17 protein-coding genes and 10 tRNA genes are annotated in these 17640 nt (G+C 61.7%); 6 read left to right on the top strand and 21 right to left on the bottom strand.

Going from position 1 to position 17640, the window contains the following annotated elements:
- Nucleotides 1-87 precede the first annotated feature (87 nt).
- Both AC1D1X_RS02030 and AC1D1X_RS02025 read right to left on the bottom strand, forming a co-directional pair.
- Nucleotides 88-161: transfer RNA gene (locus tag AC1D1X_RS02030), tRNA-Gly, on the bottom strand.
- A gap of 101 nt (nucleotides 162-262) precedes the next feature.
- Nucleotides 263-348, bottom strand: a tRNA-Tyr gene (locus AC1D1X_RS02025).
- Between the two features lie 342 nt (nucleotides 349-690).
- Between AC1D1X_RS02025 and AC1D1X_RS02020 the strand changes: the two genes are divergently transcribed.
- On the top strand, nucleotides 691-1806 hold the full coding sequence (locus AC1D1X_RS02020) for a patatin-like phospholipase family protein (protein ID WP_457282281.1): 1116 nt from the start codon (nucleotides 691-693) through the stop codon (nucleotides 1804-1806).
- Between the two features lie 78 nt (nucleotides 1807-1884).
- Here the strand turns inward: AC1D1X_RS02020 and AC1D1X_RS02015 are convergent, their stop codons facing one another.
- Together AC1D1X_RS02015 and trpC are read right to left on the bottom strand one after the other, a co-directional pair.
- Complete coding sequence (locus AC1D1X_RS02015) at nucleotides 1885-2616, bottom strand: uracil-DNA glycosylase (protein WP_477670735.1); 732 nt, start codon at nucleotides 2614-2616, stop codon at nucleotides 1885-1887.
- An 11-nt stretch (nucleotides 2617-2627) separates the two neighbouring features.
- A complete protein-coding gene (trpC, locus tag AC1D1X_RS02010) occupies nucleotides 2628-3434 on the bottom strand; it encodes an indole-3-glycerol phosphate synthase TrpC (protein ID WP_477670734.1) in 807 nt (268 codons plus the stop codon).
- Between the two features lie 182 nt (nucleotides 3435-3616).
- On the opposite strand from trpC, the gene AC1D1X_RS02005 reads away from it, so the two are divergent.
- The 4 genes from AC1D1X_RS02005 to AC1D1X_RS01990 all read left to right on the top strand — a co-directional run bounded on the left by AC1D1X_RS02005 (nucleotide 3617) and on the right by AC1D1X_RS01990 (nucleotide 8594).
- On the top strand, nucleotides 3617-4396 hold the full coding sequence (locus tag AC1D1X_RS02005; RefSeq protein WP_477697754.1) for an inositol monophosphatase family protein: 780 nt from the start codon (nucleotides 3617-3619) through the stop codon (nucleotides 4394-4396).
- A 66-nt stretch (nucleotides 4397-4462) separates the two neighbouring features.
- Nucleotides 4463-5503 carry an ABC transporter substrate-binding protein gene (locus tag AC1D1X_RS02000; RefSeq protein WP_477697753.1) on the top strand — a complete coding sequence of 347 codons (1041 nt, stop codon included), beginning with the start codon at nucleotides 4463-4465 and terminating at the stop codon, nucleotides 5501-5503.
- Nucleotides 5504-5555: 52 nt separating this feature from the next.
- Nucleotides 5556-7475 carry an ABC transporter permease gene (locus tag AC1D1X_RS01995; RefSeq protein ID WP_477670731.1) on the top strand — a complete coding sequence of 640 codons (1920 nt, stop codon included), beginning with the start codon at nucleotides 5556-5558 and terminating at the stop codon, nucleotides 7473-7475.
- A gap of 57 nt (nucleotides 7476-7532) precedes the next feature.
- Nucleotides 7533-8594 carry an ABC transporter ATP-binding protein gene (locus AC1D1X_RS01990; protein WP_477670730.1) on the top strand — a complete coding sequence of 354 codons (1062 nt, stop codon included), beginning with the start codon at nucleotides 7533-7535 and terminating at the stop codon, nucleotides 8592-8594.
- 33 nt (nucleotides 8595-8627) lie between these two features.
- On the opposite strand, the gene trpD is transcribed toward AC1D1X_RS01990, so the two are convergent.
- Genes trpD through trpE form a run of 6 tightly spaced genes read right to left on the bottom strand, consistent with a single transcriptional unit; the run spans nucleotide 8628 to nucleotide 13873 of the window.
- A complete protein-coding gene (trpD, locus tag AC1D1X_RS01985; RefSeq protein WP_477670729.1) occupies nucleotides 8628-9668 on the bottom strand; it encodes an anthranilate phosphoribosyltransferase in 1041 nt (346 codons plus the stop codon).
- A gap of 42 nt (nucleotides 9669-9710) precedes the next feature.
- Nucleotides 9711-10361, bottom strand: a complete 651-nt coding sequence (locus AC1D1X_RS01980; RefSeq protein ID WP_477697752.1) for a LysE family translocator — start codon at nucleotides 10359-10361, stop codon at nucleotides 9711-9713.
- Between the two features lie 9 nt (nucleotides 10362-10370).
- Complete coding sequence (gene ltaE / locus AC1D1X_RS01975) at nucleotides 10371-11414, bottom strand: low-specificity L-threonine aldolase (RefSeq protein WP_477670727.1); 1044 nt, start codon at nucleotides 11412-11414, stop codon at nucleotides 10371-10373.
- Between the two features lie 60 nt (nucleotides 11415-11474).
- Nucleotides 11475-12053: an aminodeoxychorismate/anthranilate synthase component II gene (locus AC1D1X_RS01970; RefSeq protein ID WP_477697751.1), complete on the bottom strand. Its 579-nt coding sequence runs from the start codon at nucleotides 12051-12053 to the stop codon at nucleotides 11475-11477.
- A gap of 3 nt (nucleotides 12054-12056) precedes the next feature.
- Nucleotides 12057-12377: a chorismate mutase gene (locus AC1D1X_RS01965; RefSeq protein WP_477670725.1), complete on the bottom strand. Its 321-nt coding sequence runs from the start codon at nucleotides 12375-12377 to the stop codon at nucleotides 12057-12059.
- On the bottom strand, nucleotides 12374-13873 hold the full coding sequence (gene trpE, locus AC1D1X_RS01960; RefSeq protein WP_477697750.1) for an anthranilate synthase component I: 1500 nt from the start codon (nucleotides 13871-13873) through the stop codon (nucleotides 12374-12376). The genes AC1D1X_RS01965 and trpE overlap by 4 nt, the downstream gene beginning before the upstream one ends.
- Nucleotides 13874-14317: 444 nt before the next feature.
- On the opposite strand from trpE, the gene AC1D1X_RS01955 reads away from it, so the two are divergent.
- A complete protein-coding gene (locus tag AC1D1X_RS01955; protein WP_457282294.1) occupies nucleotides 14318-14905 on the top strand; it encodes a chalcone isomerase family protein in 588 nt (195 codons plus the stop codon).
- A 44-nt stretch (nucleotides 14906-14949) separates the two neighbouring features.
- Here AC1D1X_RS01955 and gph read toward each other — a convergent pair whose 3' ends face one another.
- The 11 genes from gph to AC1D1X_RS01900 form a co-directional block, all read right to left on the bottom strand.
- On the bottom strand, nucleotides 14950-15660 hold the full coding sequence (gene gph, locus AC1D1X_RS01950; protein WP_477670723.1) for a phosphoglycolate phosphatase: 711 nt from the start codon (nucleotides 15658-15660) through the stop codon (nucleotides 14950-14952).
- Nucleotides 15661-15963: 303 nt separating this feature from the next.
- The gene (locus AC1D1X_RS01945; protein WP_477670722.1) at nucleotides 15964-16524 is read right to left on the bottom strand and encodes an HNH endonuclease; all 561 of its coding nucleotides are present in this window, start codon (nucleotides 16522-16524) and stop codon (nucleotides 15964-15966) included.
- Nucleotides 16525-16556: 32 nt separating this feature from the next.
- A tRNA-Val gene (locus AC1D1X_RS01940) sits at nucleotides 16557-16632 on the bottom strand.
- Between the two features lie 25 nt (nucleotides 16633-16657).
- Nucleotides 16658-16732, bottom strand: a tRNA-Lys gene (locus tag AC1D1X_RS01935).
- A 7-nt stretch (nucleotides 16733-16739) separates the two neighbouring features.
- Nucleotides 16740-16815: transfer RNA gene (locus AC1D1X_RS01930), tRNA-His, on the bottom strand.
- A gap of 15 nt (nucleotides 16816-16830) precedes the next feature.
- A tRNA-Ile gene (locus AC1D1X_RS01925) sits at nucleotides 16831-16905 on the bottom strand.
- Between the two features lie 12 nt (nucleotides 16906-16917).
- Nucleotides 16918-16993, bottom strand: a tRNA-Asn gene (locus AC1D1X_RS01920).
- A gap of 27 nt (nucleotides 16994-17020) precedes the next feature.
- The gene (locus AC1D1X_RS01915) at nucleotides 17021-17218 is read right to left on the bottom strand and encodes a hypothetical protein (protein ID WP_477670721.1); all 198 of its coding nucleotides are present in this window, start codon (nucleotides 17216-17218) and stop codon (nucleotides 17021-17023) included.
- 35 nt (nucleotides 17219-17253) lie between these two features.
- A tRNA-Arg gene (locus AC1D1X_RS01910) sits at nucleotides 17254-17332 on the bottom strand.
- Between the two features lie 14 nt (nucleotides 17333-17346).
- A tRNA-Cys gene (locus AC1D1X_RS01905) sits at nucleotides 17347-17432 on the bottom strand.
- A gap of 9 nt (nucleotides 17433-17441) precedes the next feature.
- Nucleotides 17442-17518: transfer RNA gene (locus AC1D1X_RS01900), tRNA-Trp, on the bottom strand.
- Nucleotides 17519-17640 lie beyond the last annotated feature (122 nt).

Here is a 17640-nt window from a genome sequence, read left to right as displayed (position 1 = left end):
CTCTACCACTGAGCCAAAAGGGCTGAACTCAAAACCAAAATTGCAATCTGGCGCAAGATTCAAAAGCAGAACCATAAAGCAGCTTTATGGAGCGGGAGACGGGAATCGAACCCGCGTCATTAGCTTGGAAGGCTAGGGTTCTACCATTGAACTACTCCCGCGCAGCTCTGCCAATTCAACTCACACCAAAATCACTCACGACCCAAAACACGCTTTACGCGACTTTCTTGCGCCGCCCGCTTGCCAAAATCAAAACAAAATCTGGTGGATGAGGCTGGATTCGAACCAGCGTAGGCGTTAGCCAACAGATTTACAGTCTGCCCCCTTTAGCCACTCGGGCACCCATCCTTCAAGCGAACCTCGGATTATGCCACGGTTTTATGTCGGACGAAATGCCAAGGCATGGCAAAAAGCATTAAAAAAGCTGCCGCATGCCTCGCCAGCGCATCTCCCGACCACACCTTCACCCCGGGATGCCCCTGGGTACCGCGGAAAGCCCCCCGAAAACGCGGCATAACCCGGTCCGGCCCTAATCCCCAGACCCTGCCGCCCTCCCATGGCGGCTGCGGCCAGGCTTCGGGCATGATGTGTCAGCCTTTCATCAATGCCAGAGTGAATCGCATGGATATTGCCGTCCCGGGCACCCTCCCGCGCCACCGGCCAACCTGGATAACGTGAGACCGTCTACTCATGAGCACTGTCACCGTACCCGCACTTCCCTCCTCCCCCGCTGAGCCGTCTTCCCTGCGCCGGGTCAATCTTGCTTTGCAAGGTGGCGGATCACACGGCGCATTCACCTGGGGGGTGCTGGATGCCCTGCTGGCGGACGAGCGCATCGAGTTTGACGGCATCAGCGGCGCCAGCGCCGGGGCGGTCAACGCCGTGGCGCTGGCACACGGATTCGCTACCGCCCAAAAAGACAACTCCCCCGAAAAAACCAACCCGCGGGAGGCGGCACGTGCGTCCCTCAGCCGGGTCTGGCAGGGCGTTGCCGCCATGGGCAGCCTCGGCTCCATGGCTGACAGCATCAGCAAGATGCTCATTGGGGGCTGGGCCGCCAATAAAGTGAGTGCAAACTTAATGAATAGCGCAATGACACAGTGGATGTCACCCTACCAGTCCAATCCGCTGGACATCAACCCTTTGCGCAAACTGCTGGAGGCAGAAATCGACTTTCACGCCATTGCGGCCATGCACACAACCAAGGCCTTCGTATCGGCGACCCATGTCACCACCGGTCGGGCAGAGATCTTTGCCGGCAAGCGCCTGACTTTGCAGGCGGTGATGGCTTCCACCTGCCTGCCCACGCTGTTTCAGGCGGTTGAAATCGATGACCAGCACTATTGGGATGGCGGGTTCTCGAGCAATCCCTCGCTGCTGCCGCTCATCAGTGATTGCAGCAGCCGCGACATCATTGTTGTGCAGATCAACCCCTTGCGGCGCCCCGAGATTCCCCACACGCCTCACGACATCGCGGACCGGGTGAACGAGCTGACCTTCAACGCCAGCCTGCTGTCCCAGATGCGCACCATCGACTTCATCAACCGCCTGCTGGCCGATGGCCGCTTGCAGGAGGGCGAGAAATACAAGAGCCTGCTGCTGCACCGCATCGACGGCGGCGAGGCGCTGGAAAGCCTGCCCTCGTCCAGCAAGATGTCGGCCGACACGGCCATGATCGAAAAACTGTTTGAGATGGGCCAGGGCGCAGCCAAGCGTTGGCTGCGCCGTCATTTTGAGGCGCTGGGCCTGCAAAGCACAGTCAATATCCGGCGCGACTACGTGGGCAGCCTTCCGGCGGAGTTTTAGCCCATCTTCAGAATTTAAGACTTTTCGGCCTTCCGACCAGGCGGGACGAGCGCAAGCAGCTATCAAAACAATAGCAGCCTAGACCTTCGGATGTGCGTCACGCCATTCGCGCGCCTGTGAGAAATGGCCGCAACCGATAAAAGGCAAGGGTGGCCGCATCGCCGACAGCGGCGACGGGTGGTTGGCCACCAGCACCTTGTGGCGCTTCGCATCAATCAATGCCCGCTTGCTCTGGGCATGTGCCCCCCACAGCATGAAGACCACCGGGTGGTCGCCTTCCGCGACCTGGCGGATCAGTGTGTCGGTCAATACTTCCCAGCCCTTGCCGGCGTGGCTGGCCGGCAGCCCTTCCTCAACTGTGAGGCAGGTGTTGAGCAACAGCACCCCATGGGTCGCCCACTTCACCAGGCTGCCGCCGGGCACCGGAAACTGGGGCGGGGGCGTACCCAGGTCGCGTTGCAGCTCCTTGAAGATATTGCGCAGTGAGGGCGGCAGGGCGACGCCGGGGGCGACGGAAAACGCCAGTCCCTCGGCCTGCCCCAACCCATGGTACGGATCCTGGCCGAGGATGACCACGCGCACGTCTTCGGGCGGCGTGAGCTCCAGCGCGCGCAGCGGCTGGGGCGGGAAGATCGTCGCGCCTTCCGCCAGGCGGCCTCGCAAAAAGCCCAGCAACCTCTGGCCGGTCGGACTGCCAAAAAATGCATCGGTAGTCGGCCGCCAGCCGGGCGCCACCGGCCATGCGGCGGGGTCAGCAGTGGTGAGCCGATTGGGCAAGGGCGCCTTCATGGCGTCAAGCAGCTGGTTCATGGCTTTACAGCCTATCTTTTACCGAACAATTGAGCCAGCGCAAGGCCGGGTTCTTCCGCGCGCATGAATGCCTCGCCGACCAGGAATGCATTCACACCTGCCTGGCGCATGCGCTGCACGTCCGCTGGCGTGGCAATGCCCGACTCGGTAATCAGCAGGCGGTCCGCCGGCACCCTGGCCAGCATGCCCAGCGTGGTGTCCAGCGAGACCTCGAAAGTTTTGAGGTTGCGGTTGTTGATGCCGATCAGCGGCGTCTTGAGCTTGAGCGCACGCTCCAGTTCGGCTTCGTCGTGTACCTCGACCAGCACCGCCATGTCCAGCGACATCGCCAGCGCTTCAAGCGATTGCATCTGCGCGTCGTCCAGGCAGGCCGCAATCAACAGAATGCAATCGGCACCCATGACGCGCGCTTCATACACCTGGTAAGGATCCACCATGAAGTCTTTGCGCAGCACCGGCAGACTGCAGGAGGCCCGCGCCTGCTTCAGGTAATCAATGCTGCCCTGGAAGAACTGCTTGTCGGTCAGCACCGAAAGGCAGGCGGCGCTGATCTCGCCATCACCTTCGGCATAGCTTTGCGCGATATCGGCTGGAATGAAGTCGGCGCGCAGCACGCCTTTGGACGGGCTGGCCTTCTTGATTTCGGCAATCACCGCGGGCTGACCCGCTGCGATCTTGGCGCGCAGCGCACCCACAAAGTCACGCGTCAGGACACGCGATTCGGCATCTTCGCGCATCACGTCCAGCGGTTTGCGGCGGATGGCATCGGCAATTTCTTGGCGTTTGATGGCGATGATTTGGTTCAGGATATCGGACATGCCCCGATTTTGGCAGATGCGGCCAGACCTCCCGCAGGAGTCCGCCTTGGCGGTGTTAGCGCAAACCCGCTACAACCGGACGCGTCCCGGCACTAGTATTTCCCTTCGCCCGCTTTGACCGCCCTTGCCTGACCGGGCTCGCGCACAAGGTGTACCTCCATCGGATAGCCATACACCCTCTCATGACCGCACTTACTGATGCCATTGAAGAAATTGTCCGTTCGGCCGGCGCCATGATGYGCAACGCCTTCAACGCGCCGGACAAGCCTGCCTATTCGCTCAAAGGCCGGCAGGACTACCTGACCGTCACCGACGGCGCGGTAGAACAGTATGTGCGCGCGGAGATCGAACGGCGCTTTCCGGGAGATGCCGTGCTGGGGGAAGAAGCAGGAGGAGAAACCGGCGGCGCAGCTCGCCTCTGGATTGTCGACCCGGTGGATGGAACGGCGAATTTCGCCCGGGCCATCCCGCACTTCTGCATTTCCCTGTGCCTCATGGTCAACGGCGAGCTCGAGGCCGGCGCCATCTATGAGCCCATGCACGATGAGCTCTTCATTGCGCAACGCGGCCACGGCGCGTGGTGCAACGGCGTGCGGCTTCAGGTGAGCGAACAGGTCGAGCTGTCCGCCTCTTCCGTCGAAATTGGCTGGTCTCCGCGCCGATCACCGGATTCATACCTCGCGCTGGTCAGCCGGTGCATGCATGCGGGCTGTTCGGTGCGCCGCGCGGGTTCCGGCGCGCTGGGGCTGGCCTATGTGGCCGCCGGGCGATGCGAAGCCTACGCCGAGGCGCATATCAATTCATGGGACGTCGCAGCCGGCCTGCTACTGGTCCGGGAAGCCGGCGGCCGCGTCAACGACTTCTGGGCCGACAACGGCCTGGCCCAGGGAAACCCGGTGCTGGCGACCAACGCCAGACTGGCTTCGGAACTAAGCGTTTTAACGGGTATACCGCTGCGCTGACGGCTGCTAAGGTGGCTTCAACGCCGTACCGCAGGCGCCATTGACGACATAAAGAAGGAGACACAGATGAAACAGTTCACATTCAAATCACTTTTTCCAGGATTGGTTCTGGCGGCCGCGGCCTGCGCCATGTCGTCCCCCGCCCGCGMAGCCGAAGAACTGGTGGTTTACTGCAACGTCCAGGAAGAATGGTGCCGGCCCATGGTGACGGCCTTCGAAAAGGCCACCGGCATCAAGGTGTCGATGACACGCAAGAGCTCGGGCGAAACTTACGCCCAGATCAAGGCTGAAGCAGCCAACCCGCGCGGTGACGTGTGGTGGGGTGGCACGGGCGACCCTCATCTTCAGGCCGCCGAGGAAGGTTTGACCGAGCCCTACAAGTCGCCGAAGCTGGCTGATCTGCACCCTTGGGCCGTGAAGCAAGCCGAGGCCTCCAAGTACCGCACGGTCGGCGTTTATGCAGGCGCCCTGGGGTTCAGCTTCAATACCGTCGAGCTGGCCAAACGCAAATTGCCCGAACCCAAATGCTGGGCCGACCTGATCAAGCCGGAGTTCAAGGGCGAAGTCCAGGTCGCCAACCCCAACTCGTCCGGCACCTCCTACACGCTGCTCGCCACCCTCGTGCAAATCATGGGCGAAGACAAGGCCTTCGACTACCTGAAGGCCCTTCATCGCAACATCAACCAATACACCAAGTCGGGCGCTGCGCCAGCCCGTGCGGCAGCCACCGGCGAAAGCATGATCGGCATCACCTTTCTGCACGACGCCGTCACGCACGCCGTGGCAGGCGCTCCACTGAAGGTGGTCGCACCGTGCGAGGGTACGGGCTACGAGATCGGCAGCATGAGCATCATCAAGGGTGCCAAAAATCTGGCCAACGCCAAAAAATGGTACGACTGGGCCCTGACACCTGAAGCGCAGGACATTGCCACGGTCGCGCATTCGTACCAGAACCCCTCCAATAAAAAAGCATCCTTGCCGCCACAGGCGCCCAAGCTGGCCGACGTCAAACTGATCGACTACAACTTCGCCAAGTACGGCGCTTCGGCCGAACGCTCGCGCCTGCTGGGCAAATGGGACAAGGACATCGGGGCACTGCCCAAGTGAGTGCTGAACACATCCCGCAATTCCATTGCTCACTGATGAATCACGTCACACCTTGACTACACCCATTGCAGTGATGGCAGCCGCCCCACGCGTGCGGGCTGATCCGCTGAGCTGGCTGCTGGCAGCACTGGGCATTGCAGCGGGCGTGCTTCTGATGCCGTGGACCCAGAGCTCAGCTTACGTTGCCGGCGGGTGCGTGCTGGCCGCCGTCGCAAGCGTGCTGGCAACACGTGCCGGCGCATTCAAGAGCGATGCCGCCATTTCCGGCATCGTCTGCATCCTGTCGCTGCTGCTGGCCATTTTTGTCATCTACCCGATCGGGCGCATGCTGCTGGCGGCTTTCGTGGACGAGCGGGGCAACTGGCTGATCCAGACCGCCGCCGCCCGGTTTTTCAGCGAAGACATCTGGGGCACGGGCTGCATCGCCGGCAACGTCAGATGCGGCGTGGCCATCAACTCCATCGTTCTGGCCACCCTCGCCGGCATCGGAAGCACGCTTTTCGGTTTCGCGCTGGCCCTGCTGGCCGAGCGGGGCGGCAGGCGTTTTCGCGGCAGCCTTCGCGTGCTCTCCATCCTGCCGGTCGTCACGCCGCCTTTTGTCATCGGCCTGGCCATCATCATCCTGTTCGGCCGAACCGGCATCGTGACTCAGCTGATGAGCGACTGGTTCGGCATTGCCCGGTCGCGCTGGATCTATGGCCTGCCCGGCGTACTGCTGGCGCAAGTGGTGTGCTTTACGCCCCTGGCTTTCCTGTTGATCAGCGGTGCGCTGCGCCTCGTCAGCCCGACGCTTGAAGAAGCGGGCCAGGTGCTGAGGGGTTCGCCATGGCATGTGTTCCGCACCGTGACCTGGCCTCTGGTGCGCCCTGCCATTGCCAATGCCTTCCTGCTGGGTTTTGTGGAAAGCCTGGCGGACTTCGCCAATCCGCTGGTGCTCTCGGGAAATTTCGAGGTACTGTCGACGAAAATTTTCTTCGCCATTGCCGGCGCGCAGCACGATGCATCACGCGCGGCTATCCTCGCCGTCACGCTGCTGCTGCTGACGGTCGGCATCTTTGCACTGCAACAGCGCTGGATCGGCAAGGCCTCCTACACATCCGTGAGCGGAAAAGGCGACAGTGGCCTGCCCGCCGCGCTGCCCACAGGCGTCAAGTGGGGCGCACTGGCGCTGGTCCTTCCCTGGGGCGTGCTGACGGTGCTGTCGTACGGCATCATCCTGATCGGCGGCGTAGTCAAGGACATCGGAAGGTTCGACCTGACACCTTCGCTGCAGCACTTCGAGACTGGCTTTGGCCTGAGTTGGGGCGCAGGTGGCCTGGTGTTTTCGGGCTCGGCGTGGAACAGCCTCTTCACCACGCTCGGCGTCGCGGCTGTTGCCGCACCTCTTACCACCGCGCTGGGCTTGCTGGGAGGCTATGTCGTAAGCCGCCACGTCTTCAAGGGCCGGCGCGCCTTCGAATTCCTGACCATGGTGAACTTCGCCGTGCCCGGCACCGTGATCGGTGTTGCCTACATCGTCGCCTTCAACGTGCCGCCGCTTGAATTCACCGGCACCTTCGCCATCATCGTGCTGTGTCTGGTGTTTCGCAACATGCCGGTGGGTGTGCGGGCCACGGTCTCGGCCCTGTCGCAGCTCGATCGTTCGCTCGACGAAGCCTCCGCCACGCTGCGCGCGAGCACATCGCGCACGTTCGCGCGGGTCATCCTTCCGCTGCTGCGTCCCGCCATCATTGCCAGCCTTGTGTTCAGTTTTACGCACGCCATCACGGCCGTCAGCGCAGTGATCTTCCTGGCGACCGCCCAGCACAACCTTTCGACGGTCTATATCGCGGGGCGTGTCGAAGTCGGCGAGTACGCGCTCGCCATTGCCTATTCGTCGGTGCTTATCGTGATCATGCTGGCCTGCGTCCTGCTCATCCAGCGTTTCATCGGCAATGCGGAGCTGGGGCGGCGCGCGGTGTCCACCGCCTGAGCCTCTGGGTCATCGTCACATCTTTTTCGTTTCACTTTTTTTTAAGCAGGCCCTGCCATGAACCCGTCCCCCGCCGCAGTGGAGTTTCAAGGCGTCGTCAAGCGTTTCGGCAAGGTGGTTGCGCTGCATCCACTTGACCTCACCATCGACAAGGCAGAGCTGGTGACCCTGCTGGGGCCTTCCGGTTGCGGCAAGACAACACTGCTGCGGCTGATCGCAGGCCTCGAGCTACCTTCCGAGGGCGTGATCCGCATCGATGGCCGGGACGTCACCGGCAGGTCGGCGAACCAGCGCGACGTGAGCCTGGTTTTCCAGTCTTATGCGTTGTTCCCGCACATGAGCGCGCTGGAGAACGTGTGCTACGGCCTGCTCGCCTCCGGCATGAAGAAACCGCAGGCCGTGGCGTTGGCAAAAACCAAAATGGACCTGCTCGGCATTGCCGACTACGCCGATCGGCTCTCGTCGGAGCTGTCCGGTGGGCAGCAGCAGCGCGTGGCAGTGGCACGGTCACTGGTGCTGGAGCCGGCCGTGCTGATGTTTGACGAACCCTTGTCGAACCTGGATGCCAAACTGCGCCGCAAGGTACGCCAGGATATCCGCGACCTTCAGCAGAACCTGCAACTCACCGTGGTTTACGTCACGCACGACCAGGAAGAGGCGCTGGCGGTGTCAGACCGCATTGTGGTCATGCAAAAGGGACGCATTGCGACGATGGGCGCGCCGCGCGATTTGTACGAGGCGCCCGTCTCAAGTTTTGTGGCGGACTTCATCGGCGACGCCAACCTGATCAACGGCGAGCTGGTCACAGTGCAAGGCCAGCATTTCTTCCGCGCCGACCAGGTTGATGTGCGGGTTGTCCCGCCGCCAGGCATGCCGGACGGCGCCGTGGCCCTGGCCATACGCCCACACCGCATCCGTATCGGCGAACTGGAAGCAAGCACACTGACAGGAAAAGTCCTGCGGCAGGCTTACCTGGGTAGCCGGATCGAAAGCGTGGTGCTCACGCCGCTGGGTGAACTGCTGGTGTTCAGTGACGCCCTGCTGAGCGTGGCCGAGCCAGGCAGCACGGTCGGCCTGCATTTTGCCGCAACCGACGCGCGCGTGACCGCACGGGAATAGATAGCTGCGCAGCCATGCGCCGCCGGCAAGCCGTCAGGCGAGCTTCTGGCTGTGGCTGACCAGCTGATCGAGCTTGGCCCTGGCCGCGCCCGACTCCAGCGCAGCGCGGGCCAGCACGATGCCAGCCTTCATGGAATCGGCCACATTGGCGGCATACAGCGCCGCCCCGGCGTTCAGGACCACAATGTCGCGCGCAGCACCCGGCTGGTTGTCGAGTACACCCTGCAGCATGGCCTTCGACTGCTCGGGCGTTTCCACGCGCAACGCGCGATTGCTGGCCATAGGCATGTCGAAGTCTTCAGGGTGGATTTCGTATTCGGTGATTTCGCCGTTCTTGAGCTCGCCGACCACAGTAGCCGCGCCCAGGCTGACCTCGTCCATGCCGTCCTTGCCGTAGACCACCAGCGCGTGCTCGGCACCCAGGCGCTGCAAAGCGCGGACCTGGATACCAACCAGGTCCGAATGAAACACGCCCATCAGGATGTTGGGTGCACTGGCCGGGTTGGTCAAGGGGCCCAGGATATTGAAGATGGTGCGCACGCCGAGTTCCTTGCGGATGGGCGCAACGTTCTTCATGGCAGGATGGTGGTTGGGTGCGAACATGAAGCCCACACCGACCTCGTCGATGCACTTCGCAATGGCTTCGGGCGACAGGCCGATATGGATGCCCAGCGACTCGATCACGTCGGCGCTGCCCGACTTGCTGCTGACACTGCGCCCGCCGTGCTTGCTGACCTTGGCGCCGGCTGCCGCCGCCACAAACATGGAACAGGTCGAGATGTTGAAGGTGTGCGAGCCGTCACCACCGGTGCCGACGATGTCGACCAGATGGGTTTTGTCGGCCACATTGACCTTGGTCGAAAACTCGCGCATCACCTGCGCGGCGGCCGTGATCTCGCCGATGGTTTCTTTCTTCACGCGCAGGCCGGTGATGAGCGCAGCCATCATGACGGGCGACATCTCGCCGCTCATGATCAGCCGCATGATGTGCAGCATCTCGTCGTGGAAGATTTCGCGGTGCTCGATGGTGCGCTGCAGGGCTTCTTGCGGCGTGATCTTGTGGGTGTTGGGCATGACGCGTCTCGCTTCTTCGTTCTGGAGCTATATAGAACCGGTTCAGTTGGCCGGATGATCGGTAAAGGCCAGCTTGAGGCCGAATGCGATGAACATGGCGCCGGCCGCGCGGTCCAGCCAGTGCATGCCGCGCTGCACGGCATCGCGCCGGGCCATCCAGGCAGCCGCCAGGGCCCAGCCCGAATTGACCGGGATGGCGTTCAAATTGAACAGCACGCCCAACAACACAAAGGCCAGGGCCTTGTTGTCAGTGCCGGGCGCGATGAACTGCGGCACGAAGGCCAGGAAAAAAATCGCCACCTTGGGGTTCAGCACATTGGTCCAGAAGCCTCCCATGAAGACGGCTTTCAGGCGCCGCTCCGGCTGGGCGGCAGCCGCCGCGGCGAGGTCGGTGGTGGCCTGCGGCGCCCTGGAAAACAAAATTTTCGCGCCTATCCACAGCAGGTACGCCGCGCCTATCCACTTAAGCACGGTAAATGCCGTGGCCGAAGTCGCAAGCAAGGCACCGACGCCCACGGYCGCCGCGAAGATGTGGACGAAGCAACCAGCCGTAATGCCGAGGCCGGCAACAATGCCGGCGCGCGCGCCCGAGCGCAGTGAATTGGTCACGATATAAAGCACGTCCGGGCCCGGCGTCAGGTTCAGCAGCCAGCCAGCCGCGATGAAAATCAACAGGTGTTGAAAGTCAGGCATGGCGTACTCCTAATGGTTGAAGAATTGCCGGATGGCGGCCACAGCGCGGTCTACGCCGGCGGTGTCCACATCCAGGTGCGTGACAAAACGCAGGCGGTACATGCCGGTGTTGGCATCTATGCCGTGCGCAGCCAGGCTGGCCAGCAGCGCGTTCATGCGCTCTCGCGTGCCACCCACAACATCGGCAAAGACGATATTGGTATCGGGCGCCACCACCTGCAGTTCCGGAATGCCAGCGAGCCCGTCGGCCAGACGGCGGGCCAGTGCATGGTCTTGCGCCAGCCGGTCGACGTGGTGGTCCAGCGCGTAAGAAGCCGCGGCCGCCAGCAGGCCGGCCTGGCGCATCGCGCCGCCGGCCATCTTGCGCACGCGGTGCGCGCGGGCAATGAACTCCTTGGAGCCGCACAGGGCCGAGCCCACCGGGGCGCCCAGCCCCTTGCTGAAGCAGATCGACACCGAATCAAAACACTGGGCGATGCGGCGGGCTTCCGCTTTCACCTCACCGCCGGTCTGCTCAGCCTGGGCCGTGGCGGCATTGAAAAGGCGCGCGCCGTCCAAGTGCCGTGACAAGCCCTTGCTTTTGGCCAGTGTGGTCGCCTGCTCGACATAAGCCATCGGCAGCAACTTGCCGCCCAGCGTGTTTTCCAGCGCAAGCAAGCGGGTGCGCGCGAAATGCGCGTCGTCGGGTTTGATCGCGGCTTCAATGTCGGCCAGGGCCAGCGTGCCGTCGGGCTGGTGGTTCAGCGGCTGCGGCTGCACACTGCCGAACACCGCCGCGCCGCCGCCTTCCCAGCGGTAACAATGCGCCAGCTGGCCGACGATGTATTCGTCACCGCGCTGGCAGTGGCTCAAGATCGCGCAGAGATTGCTTTGCGTGCCTGTGGGCACAAACAGGGCCGCTTCAAAGCCCAGCAGGCCGGCGATTTTTTCCTGCAGCGCGTTGACGCTGGGGTCGTCGCCAAAAACGTCGTCCCCCAGTGGCGCCGCTTGCATGGCCTCACGCATGGCTTGCGTGGGCCGGGTGACGGTGTCGCTTCTCAAATCAATAGTCATTTCGGCCTCCAGCCCTTTTAAAATCTGCGTCAGCAGCTATAAAAACAATAGCAACGCAGGTCATGCTGTTTGCTCCAGGAAGTTCTTCAGCATGGCGTGGCCGTGCTCGGTGAGGATGGATTCCGGATGGAACTGCACACCCTGGATCGGCAACTCCGTGTGGCGCACACCCATGATCTCGCCGTCGTCGGTTCGCGCCGTGACAGTCAGCACGTCGGGGCATGAAGACTTTTCGATGGCCAGAGAGTGGTAGCGGTTCACCACAAACTGCTCGGGTAGCCCGGCGAACACGCCCTGCTGCGTGGTGGTGATGACACTGGTCTTGCCGTGCATGAGCTGCTGCGCGCGCACGATTTTGCCGCCGAAGGCCTCGCCAATGGCCTGGTGGCCCAGGCACAYACCCAGAATCGGCAGCTTGCCGGCAAAGTGCTGGATGGCCGCGACGGAAATGCCGGCCACCGCCGGCGAGCAGGGGCCAGGCGACACCACCAGCAGGTCTGGCGCGCGCTCGGCGATACCGGCTACCGTGATTTCGTCGTTCCGAAAAACTTCCACCTCCGCTCCCAGCTCGCCAAAATACTGGACGATGTTGTAGGTGAAGCTGTCGTAGTTGTCGATCATCAAGAGTTTGTGCTTCATGATTCAGGTCTCCTGGCGCAGGCGTGTGAATTCGCCGCGCTCAAAGTCAATGGATGCGGCAATCATGGCGCGGTAAGCAGCCTCCACGATGGCCTCGGGGGCGCCGGCTTTGCGGGCCTGTGCGCGCACGCGCTCGATGATGAAATCGATGCGAGCCTGGTCGTACACCTGATCCGCGTTCTGCTTGATGCTCGCCGCCTGTGCCACATAAGCGCTGCGCTCGGCGATCAGCGGCACGATGCGCTCGTCCAGCGCGTCGATGTTGCGGCGCACGTCGGCCATGCTGTGGCAATGCTCGATGCCTGCGTGGGTTGGCTGGCTCATTCCAGGCCCTCCTCGACTAGCTCGGATGCCCGCAGCAGCGCGCGCGCCTTGGCTTCGGTTTCTTTCCATTCAAGTTCAGCCACCGAATCGGCCACCACACCGGCCGCCGCCTGCACATACAGCATCTGGTCCTTGATAATGCCGGTGCGGATCGCAATGGCGACATCCATGTCGCCGGCATAGCTGAGGTAACCGCAGGCGCCGCCGTAGAGGCCCCGCTTGGTCGGCTCAAGCTGGTCGATCAGCTCCATGGCATGGACCTTGGGCGCGCCGGTGAGCGTGCCGGCCGGGAAGGTGGCCTTGAGCACGTCCATGCTCGACATGCCGTCAAGCAGCGTGCCCTCCACATTGCTGACGATGTGCATCACGTGGCTGTAGCGCTCGACCGCGAAGGCTTCGGTGACTTTCACCGTGCCGGTTTTGGCGATGCGGCCAATATCGTTGCGCGCCAGGTCAATCAGCATCACGTGCTCGGCACGCTCTTTGGGGTCGTTCACCAGTTCGTGCTCCACGGCCTTGTCGGCCTCCGGCGAAGAGGCTCGGGGCCGCGTGCCCGCCAACGGCCGGATGGTGATTTTCTGCCCGTCGTCGATTTTTTCCTGGCGCACCAGAATTTCGGGAGATGCACCCACAACATGGAAGTCTCCGAAGTGGTAGTAGTACATGTAAGGCGAGGGGTTCAGTGAACGCAGTGCGCGGTACAGGCTCAGCGGCGACTCGGTGTAGCGCTTCTTGATGCGCTGGCCGACCTGCACCTGCATGAAGTCGCCCGCCTCGATCAGCCGCTTGGCGCGTTCCACGGCGGCAATGTAGTCTGCCTTGGCAAAATCGCGCTCGGCCGGATAACTCTGCGACGGTTTCACCACCGGCGCGCTGACGGAATACTTCAGCTGGTCCTTGAGCTCGCGCAGGCGCTTTTTGGCATTGGCATACGCCTCCGGCCTCGCCGGGTCGGCATAAACAATCAGGTAAAGCTTGCCCGACAGGTTGTCGATCACGGCGAGCTCTTCACACTGCAGCAACAGGATGTCGGGGCAGCCCAGCGTGTCCGGCGGACAGGAGGCTTCGAGTTTCTTTTCGACGTAACGCACGGTGTCGTAGCCGAAGTACCCCGCCAGGCCGCCGCAAAAGCGCGGCAGGCCGGGCCGCAGGGCGACCTTGAAAYGCTTTTGGTAGTCGCTGATGAAGTCCAGCGGATTGGCTTTGGAGGTTTCCACAACCTTGCCGTCCGTCACCACTTCGGTCAGGGTATCTGGCCCAAAACCGGATGCCCGCACCAGCGTGCGCGCGGGAAGGCCGATAAAACTGTAGCGGCCGAACCGCTCGCCCCCCACGACCGATTCCAGCAGGAAGCTGAACTTGCCGCCGTCTCTGGAATGCGCAAGCTTGAGATAAAGGGAAAGAGGTGTTTCGAGGTCGGCAAACGCCTCGACCATCAAGGGAMTGCGGTTGTAGCCCTGGCCGGCCAGGCTTTTAAATTCGAGTTCTGTGATCACGGATGAGTCCTTCGCAAGGAGGCAACGCGCTCAAAGGCGTAGCCACCTGTCATTCAAAATACCCCGAAGCATGGGGCCGGGATGCTCCGGCAGGGCCGGAGCGCATCAAGGGGGTGTCGCAAAAACCGCGGCAGATACACGGGCAAGTGGCAGTGTGCCAGCCCGCGTGCGCCTCAGGCGTGCGAGAAATGACAGGTACGCCAGGGCCAGGCTCCCCGGCCTGCACAACCTGTCTGAATGACGCGATGAATGAACATGAAGGACAAAGTGTAGCAAACAGCGGCCCATCAGGGCCTCCAGGCCAGCGCAGTTGGCAAAGTTACAACAACTGGTAGTAATGCTTATCTCGCAAACCCTCTTGTAAGGGAGGGTAGCCGCACCCAAAATGAACCCATAAAAAAAAGAACGCTCGTTCTATTTTCCCTATTATCTGGAGATAAATTCATGACTTTGACAACGCGATGCATGGCTGGCTTGGCCGGTTTGGTACTGTCGTTCAGCGCCCTGGCCGACCCTATGGAAGTTTCAGGCATCAAGCTCGATGACCCGGTCGAGGTGAGCGGCGCCAAGCTCCACCTGAACGGCGCAGGCGTTCGCTATAAAGCGGTTTTCAAGGTCTATGTCGGCGCGCTCTATCTCGGGAAAAAAGCAGTGACTCCTGAAGAGGTCTACGCGGCCCCAGGTCCCAAACGGGTCAGCATCACGCTGCTGCGCGAAATTGATTCGAACGAGCTCGGCAAGAGCTTCACCAAAGCCTTTGAAGAAAACACGCCAAAAAACGAGATGTCCAAGCTGATTCCCGGGCTGATCAAGATGGGACAGATATTCGCCAGCCAGAAAAAATTGGTGGCCGGGGACAACTTCACCATTGACTGGATCCCCGGCACCGGCACCATCATCACGGTCAAAGGCAAACCGCAAGGCGATCCATTCAAGGAAGCAGAGTTCTTCACCGCACTTCTGCGCATCTGGCTGGGCCCGCAACCGGCCGACTGGAAACTGAAGGACGCGATGCTCGGCAAACCCGCCTGAAGCGGCGCAAGTCACACTCTCTCAACGGGGCGCAAGCCCCGTTGTCATTTCTGGAGCCGCAGCTCCGCCAGCGAGTCAATGAAGCCATCGGCGTCCACAGCGCGAACCGGCTCGCCATGGTTATACCCATACGTCACCAGCAACACCGGACAGCCCGCGGCCCGGGCGGCCCGGGCATCGTTGCTGGAGTCGCCGATCATCAGCGTGCGGGCAGGCGAAGTGCCGAGGCATTCGCAGGTTCTCAGCAAGGGCAGCGGATCTGGCTTTTTGCGCTCGAATGAATCCCCGCCAAAAACCTGGGTAAAAAAGCCGTCGAGGCCTTTGAGCTTGAGCAGTTCGCGGGCAAACGCCAGGGGTTTGTTGGTCAGGCAGGCAAGCCGCAGTCCGTCCTGCTGCAACACATGCAAGCCTTCCAGGACACCCGGATAAACCGCAGAGTGCCGGCCATTGATGCGGGTGTAATGCCGTTGGTAAGCGACGTAGGCCGCATCGTAAAGCGCTATTAAATCGATAGCTGCCAGCGCAATGCCCATCTTCTCCTGGACATATTTCAGCGTGGTCCTGACGAGATGCTCCGAGCCTTTTCCAACCATGCGCTCCACTGCTGCAGCATCAAGCGCAAACGCCGGCAGGTGGCCCGGCAGCATTTCGGCCAGCATCAGGTTGAGGGCAGCCACAAAGTCGCCCAGGGTATCGACCATGGTGCCGTCCAGGTCGATGATGGCAGCGTCAAAACGGTCGTTGTCAAAAATCATTAGGGTTCAATACAAGGCAGTAACGCTCAAAACAGATAGCAGCCCGAACTGATGATACGGATGAGTCATTCCTGGCACAGGAATTCTCCCCAAGACCAGTCACCGCCAGTACCTCATCGGGTTGATCTTAAAGGCAGATAGCCTGTTGTCTTCTGCAGCCGTGAGTCCGGGCCGATCCTGCCATATGGCGGCGGCCGTGGGCCGCGCACAGGCATGCTGGACAGCATGCCGATGATCCAGGGAACTATCAGGAATAAAAAAGCGGCGCACCACTTTCGCGACGCGCCGCTTCGGCTGCTGAACTCAATTCAGCCTGGATTCCTTGGGCAGCCGGGCGGCCAGCCACTCATGGACGTCGGCCCGTACATTGCGGCCGCGCAGCAGGAAGTCTTCCCACAGCGACGGAACGTAAGGCAAGTAGACCAGCGGCATTCCAGCCTGCTCGGGGGTGCGGGCGCCTTTGCGTGCGTTGCACGACCGGCATGCACTGACCAGGTTGGTCCAGCTGTAGGCTCCACCCTTGCTGTCGGGAATGATGTGCTCGGCTTCGAGATCTTTTTCGAGGAAGATCTGAGCGCAGTAGGCGCAGGTGCAGCGGTCCCGGCGCAACAGCTTGGGTTTCGACACGGCCGGCGTGACCTCAAACAGGTTGCGCCGCGGCGAACCGCGCAGGGCAATGATGGGCTGAATGACCATCAGCGATTGCCGGCCACGCGCCACATTCCACCCACCGCGAAGCGTGGCGAGGGGGCTGTCACCCTCCTCCCACGCCACAGTACCGGTGGCATAGTGCAACGCCGCATCTTCAGCCGTGATCCAGGCCTGGGGCGTCCCCTGGATGTCGAGCTGCAGAACGTGATGCATCGTGGCCTCCTGTAAGGTGAAATGAATGAATTTGGTAGCTCTTGAGAGGATCGAACTCCCGACCATCGCCTTGTAAGGGCGCTGCTCTACCTGCTGAGCTAAAGAGCTGAACAACGAAGCGCTGAATGGCGAATGGTGCGGACAGAGAATTTCGAAATCTCGACCTACCGGTTAAAAGCCGGTTGCTCTGCCTCTGAGCTATGCCCGCATTGGAGTGGGGTGCAAGACCGGACTCGAACCGGTGACCCGCGGGGTCACATCCCGCTGCGCTGCCAACTGCGCCACTTGCACCGAAAAAAAAGAAACTGGTAGCCGCAGCCGGCATCGAACCAGCGACCTGTGCCTTATCAAGGCACTGCTCTACCACTGAGCTATGCGGCTATGAAAAAAAATTGGCTCCACGACCTGGGGTCGAACCAGGGACGACGCGATTAACAGTCGCGCGCTCTACCAGCTGAGCTATCGTGGAATAAGGGAGGCGGGAAATCAGGTGGGCTCACCACTCGCCGCATTCGCGGACACGCTGATCCAGGTCACGGTCATCTTGTGCATGCCCTCGCTTCTCCAAGGCATGACGATGCCGCGCGCTGCCGGCGGCGGCGATACCGCGCAGCAGGGCACGAACAATGCGGTTGCGGGGTGTGGTCGTCCGTTTGGCCATCCTCCTGGAGGCCGCTGTGTTTCTGGCTGTCATGGCAAATCTCCTTGAGGTTGGTTGAACGGGGAATGTGGCGCGCCTGGGCCGATTCGAACGGCCGACAAACTGGGGTAGAAGCCCAGCGCTCTTTCCTGGCTGAGCTACAGGCGCTGAAAGCAATGAGATGGAGGCGGTGGTCAGATTCGAACTGACGCGTGCTGACGCAGGCGGATTTGCAATCCGCTCCCTTCGACCACTGGGGTACACCGCCGGAAATCGCTGGCGGGCGCGAGAAGAATCGAACTTCTAACCTTCGGCTTTGGAGGCCGCTACTCTGCCTGGTTGAGCTACACACCCGTAGGAAACGTGAGTCCGGAGCCGCAGGACGGTTTTGATGCCGGCACCTTCGACCTTTCGAAAAATCTAAAAAAATGGTGCCCCAGGCCGGCATCGAACCGGCATGCCCGAAAGCGCTGGCT

The sequence above is a fragment of the Polaromonas sp. P1_G4 genome (assembly GCF_056405475.1).
This window is presented reverse-complemented; position numbering and strand designations above follow the sequence as displayed.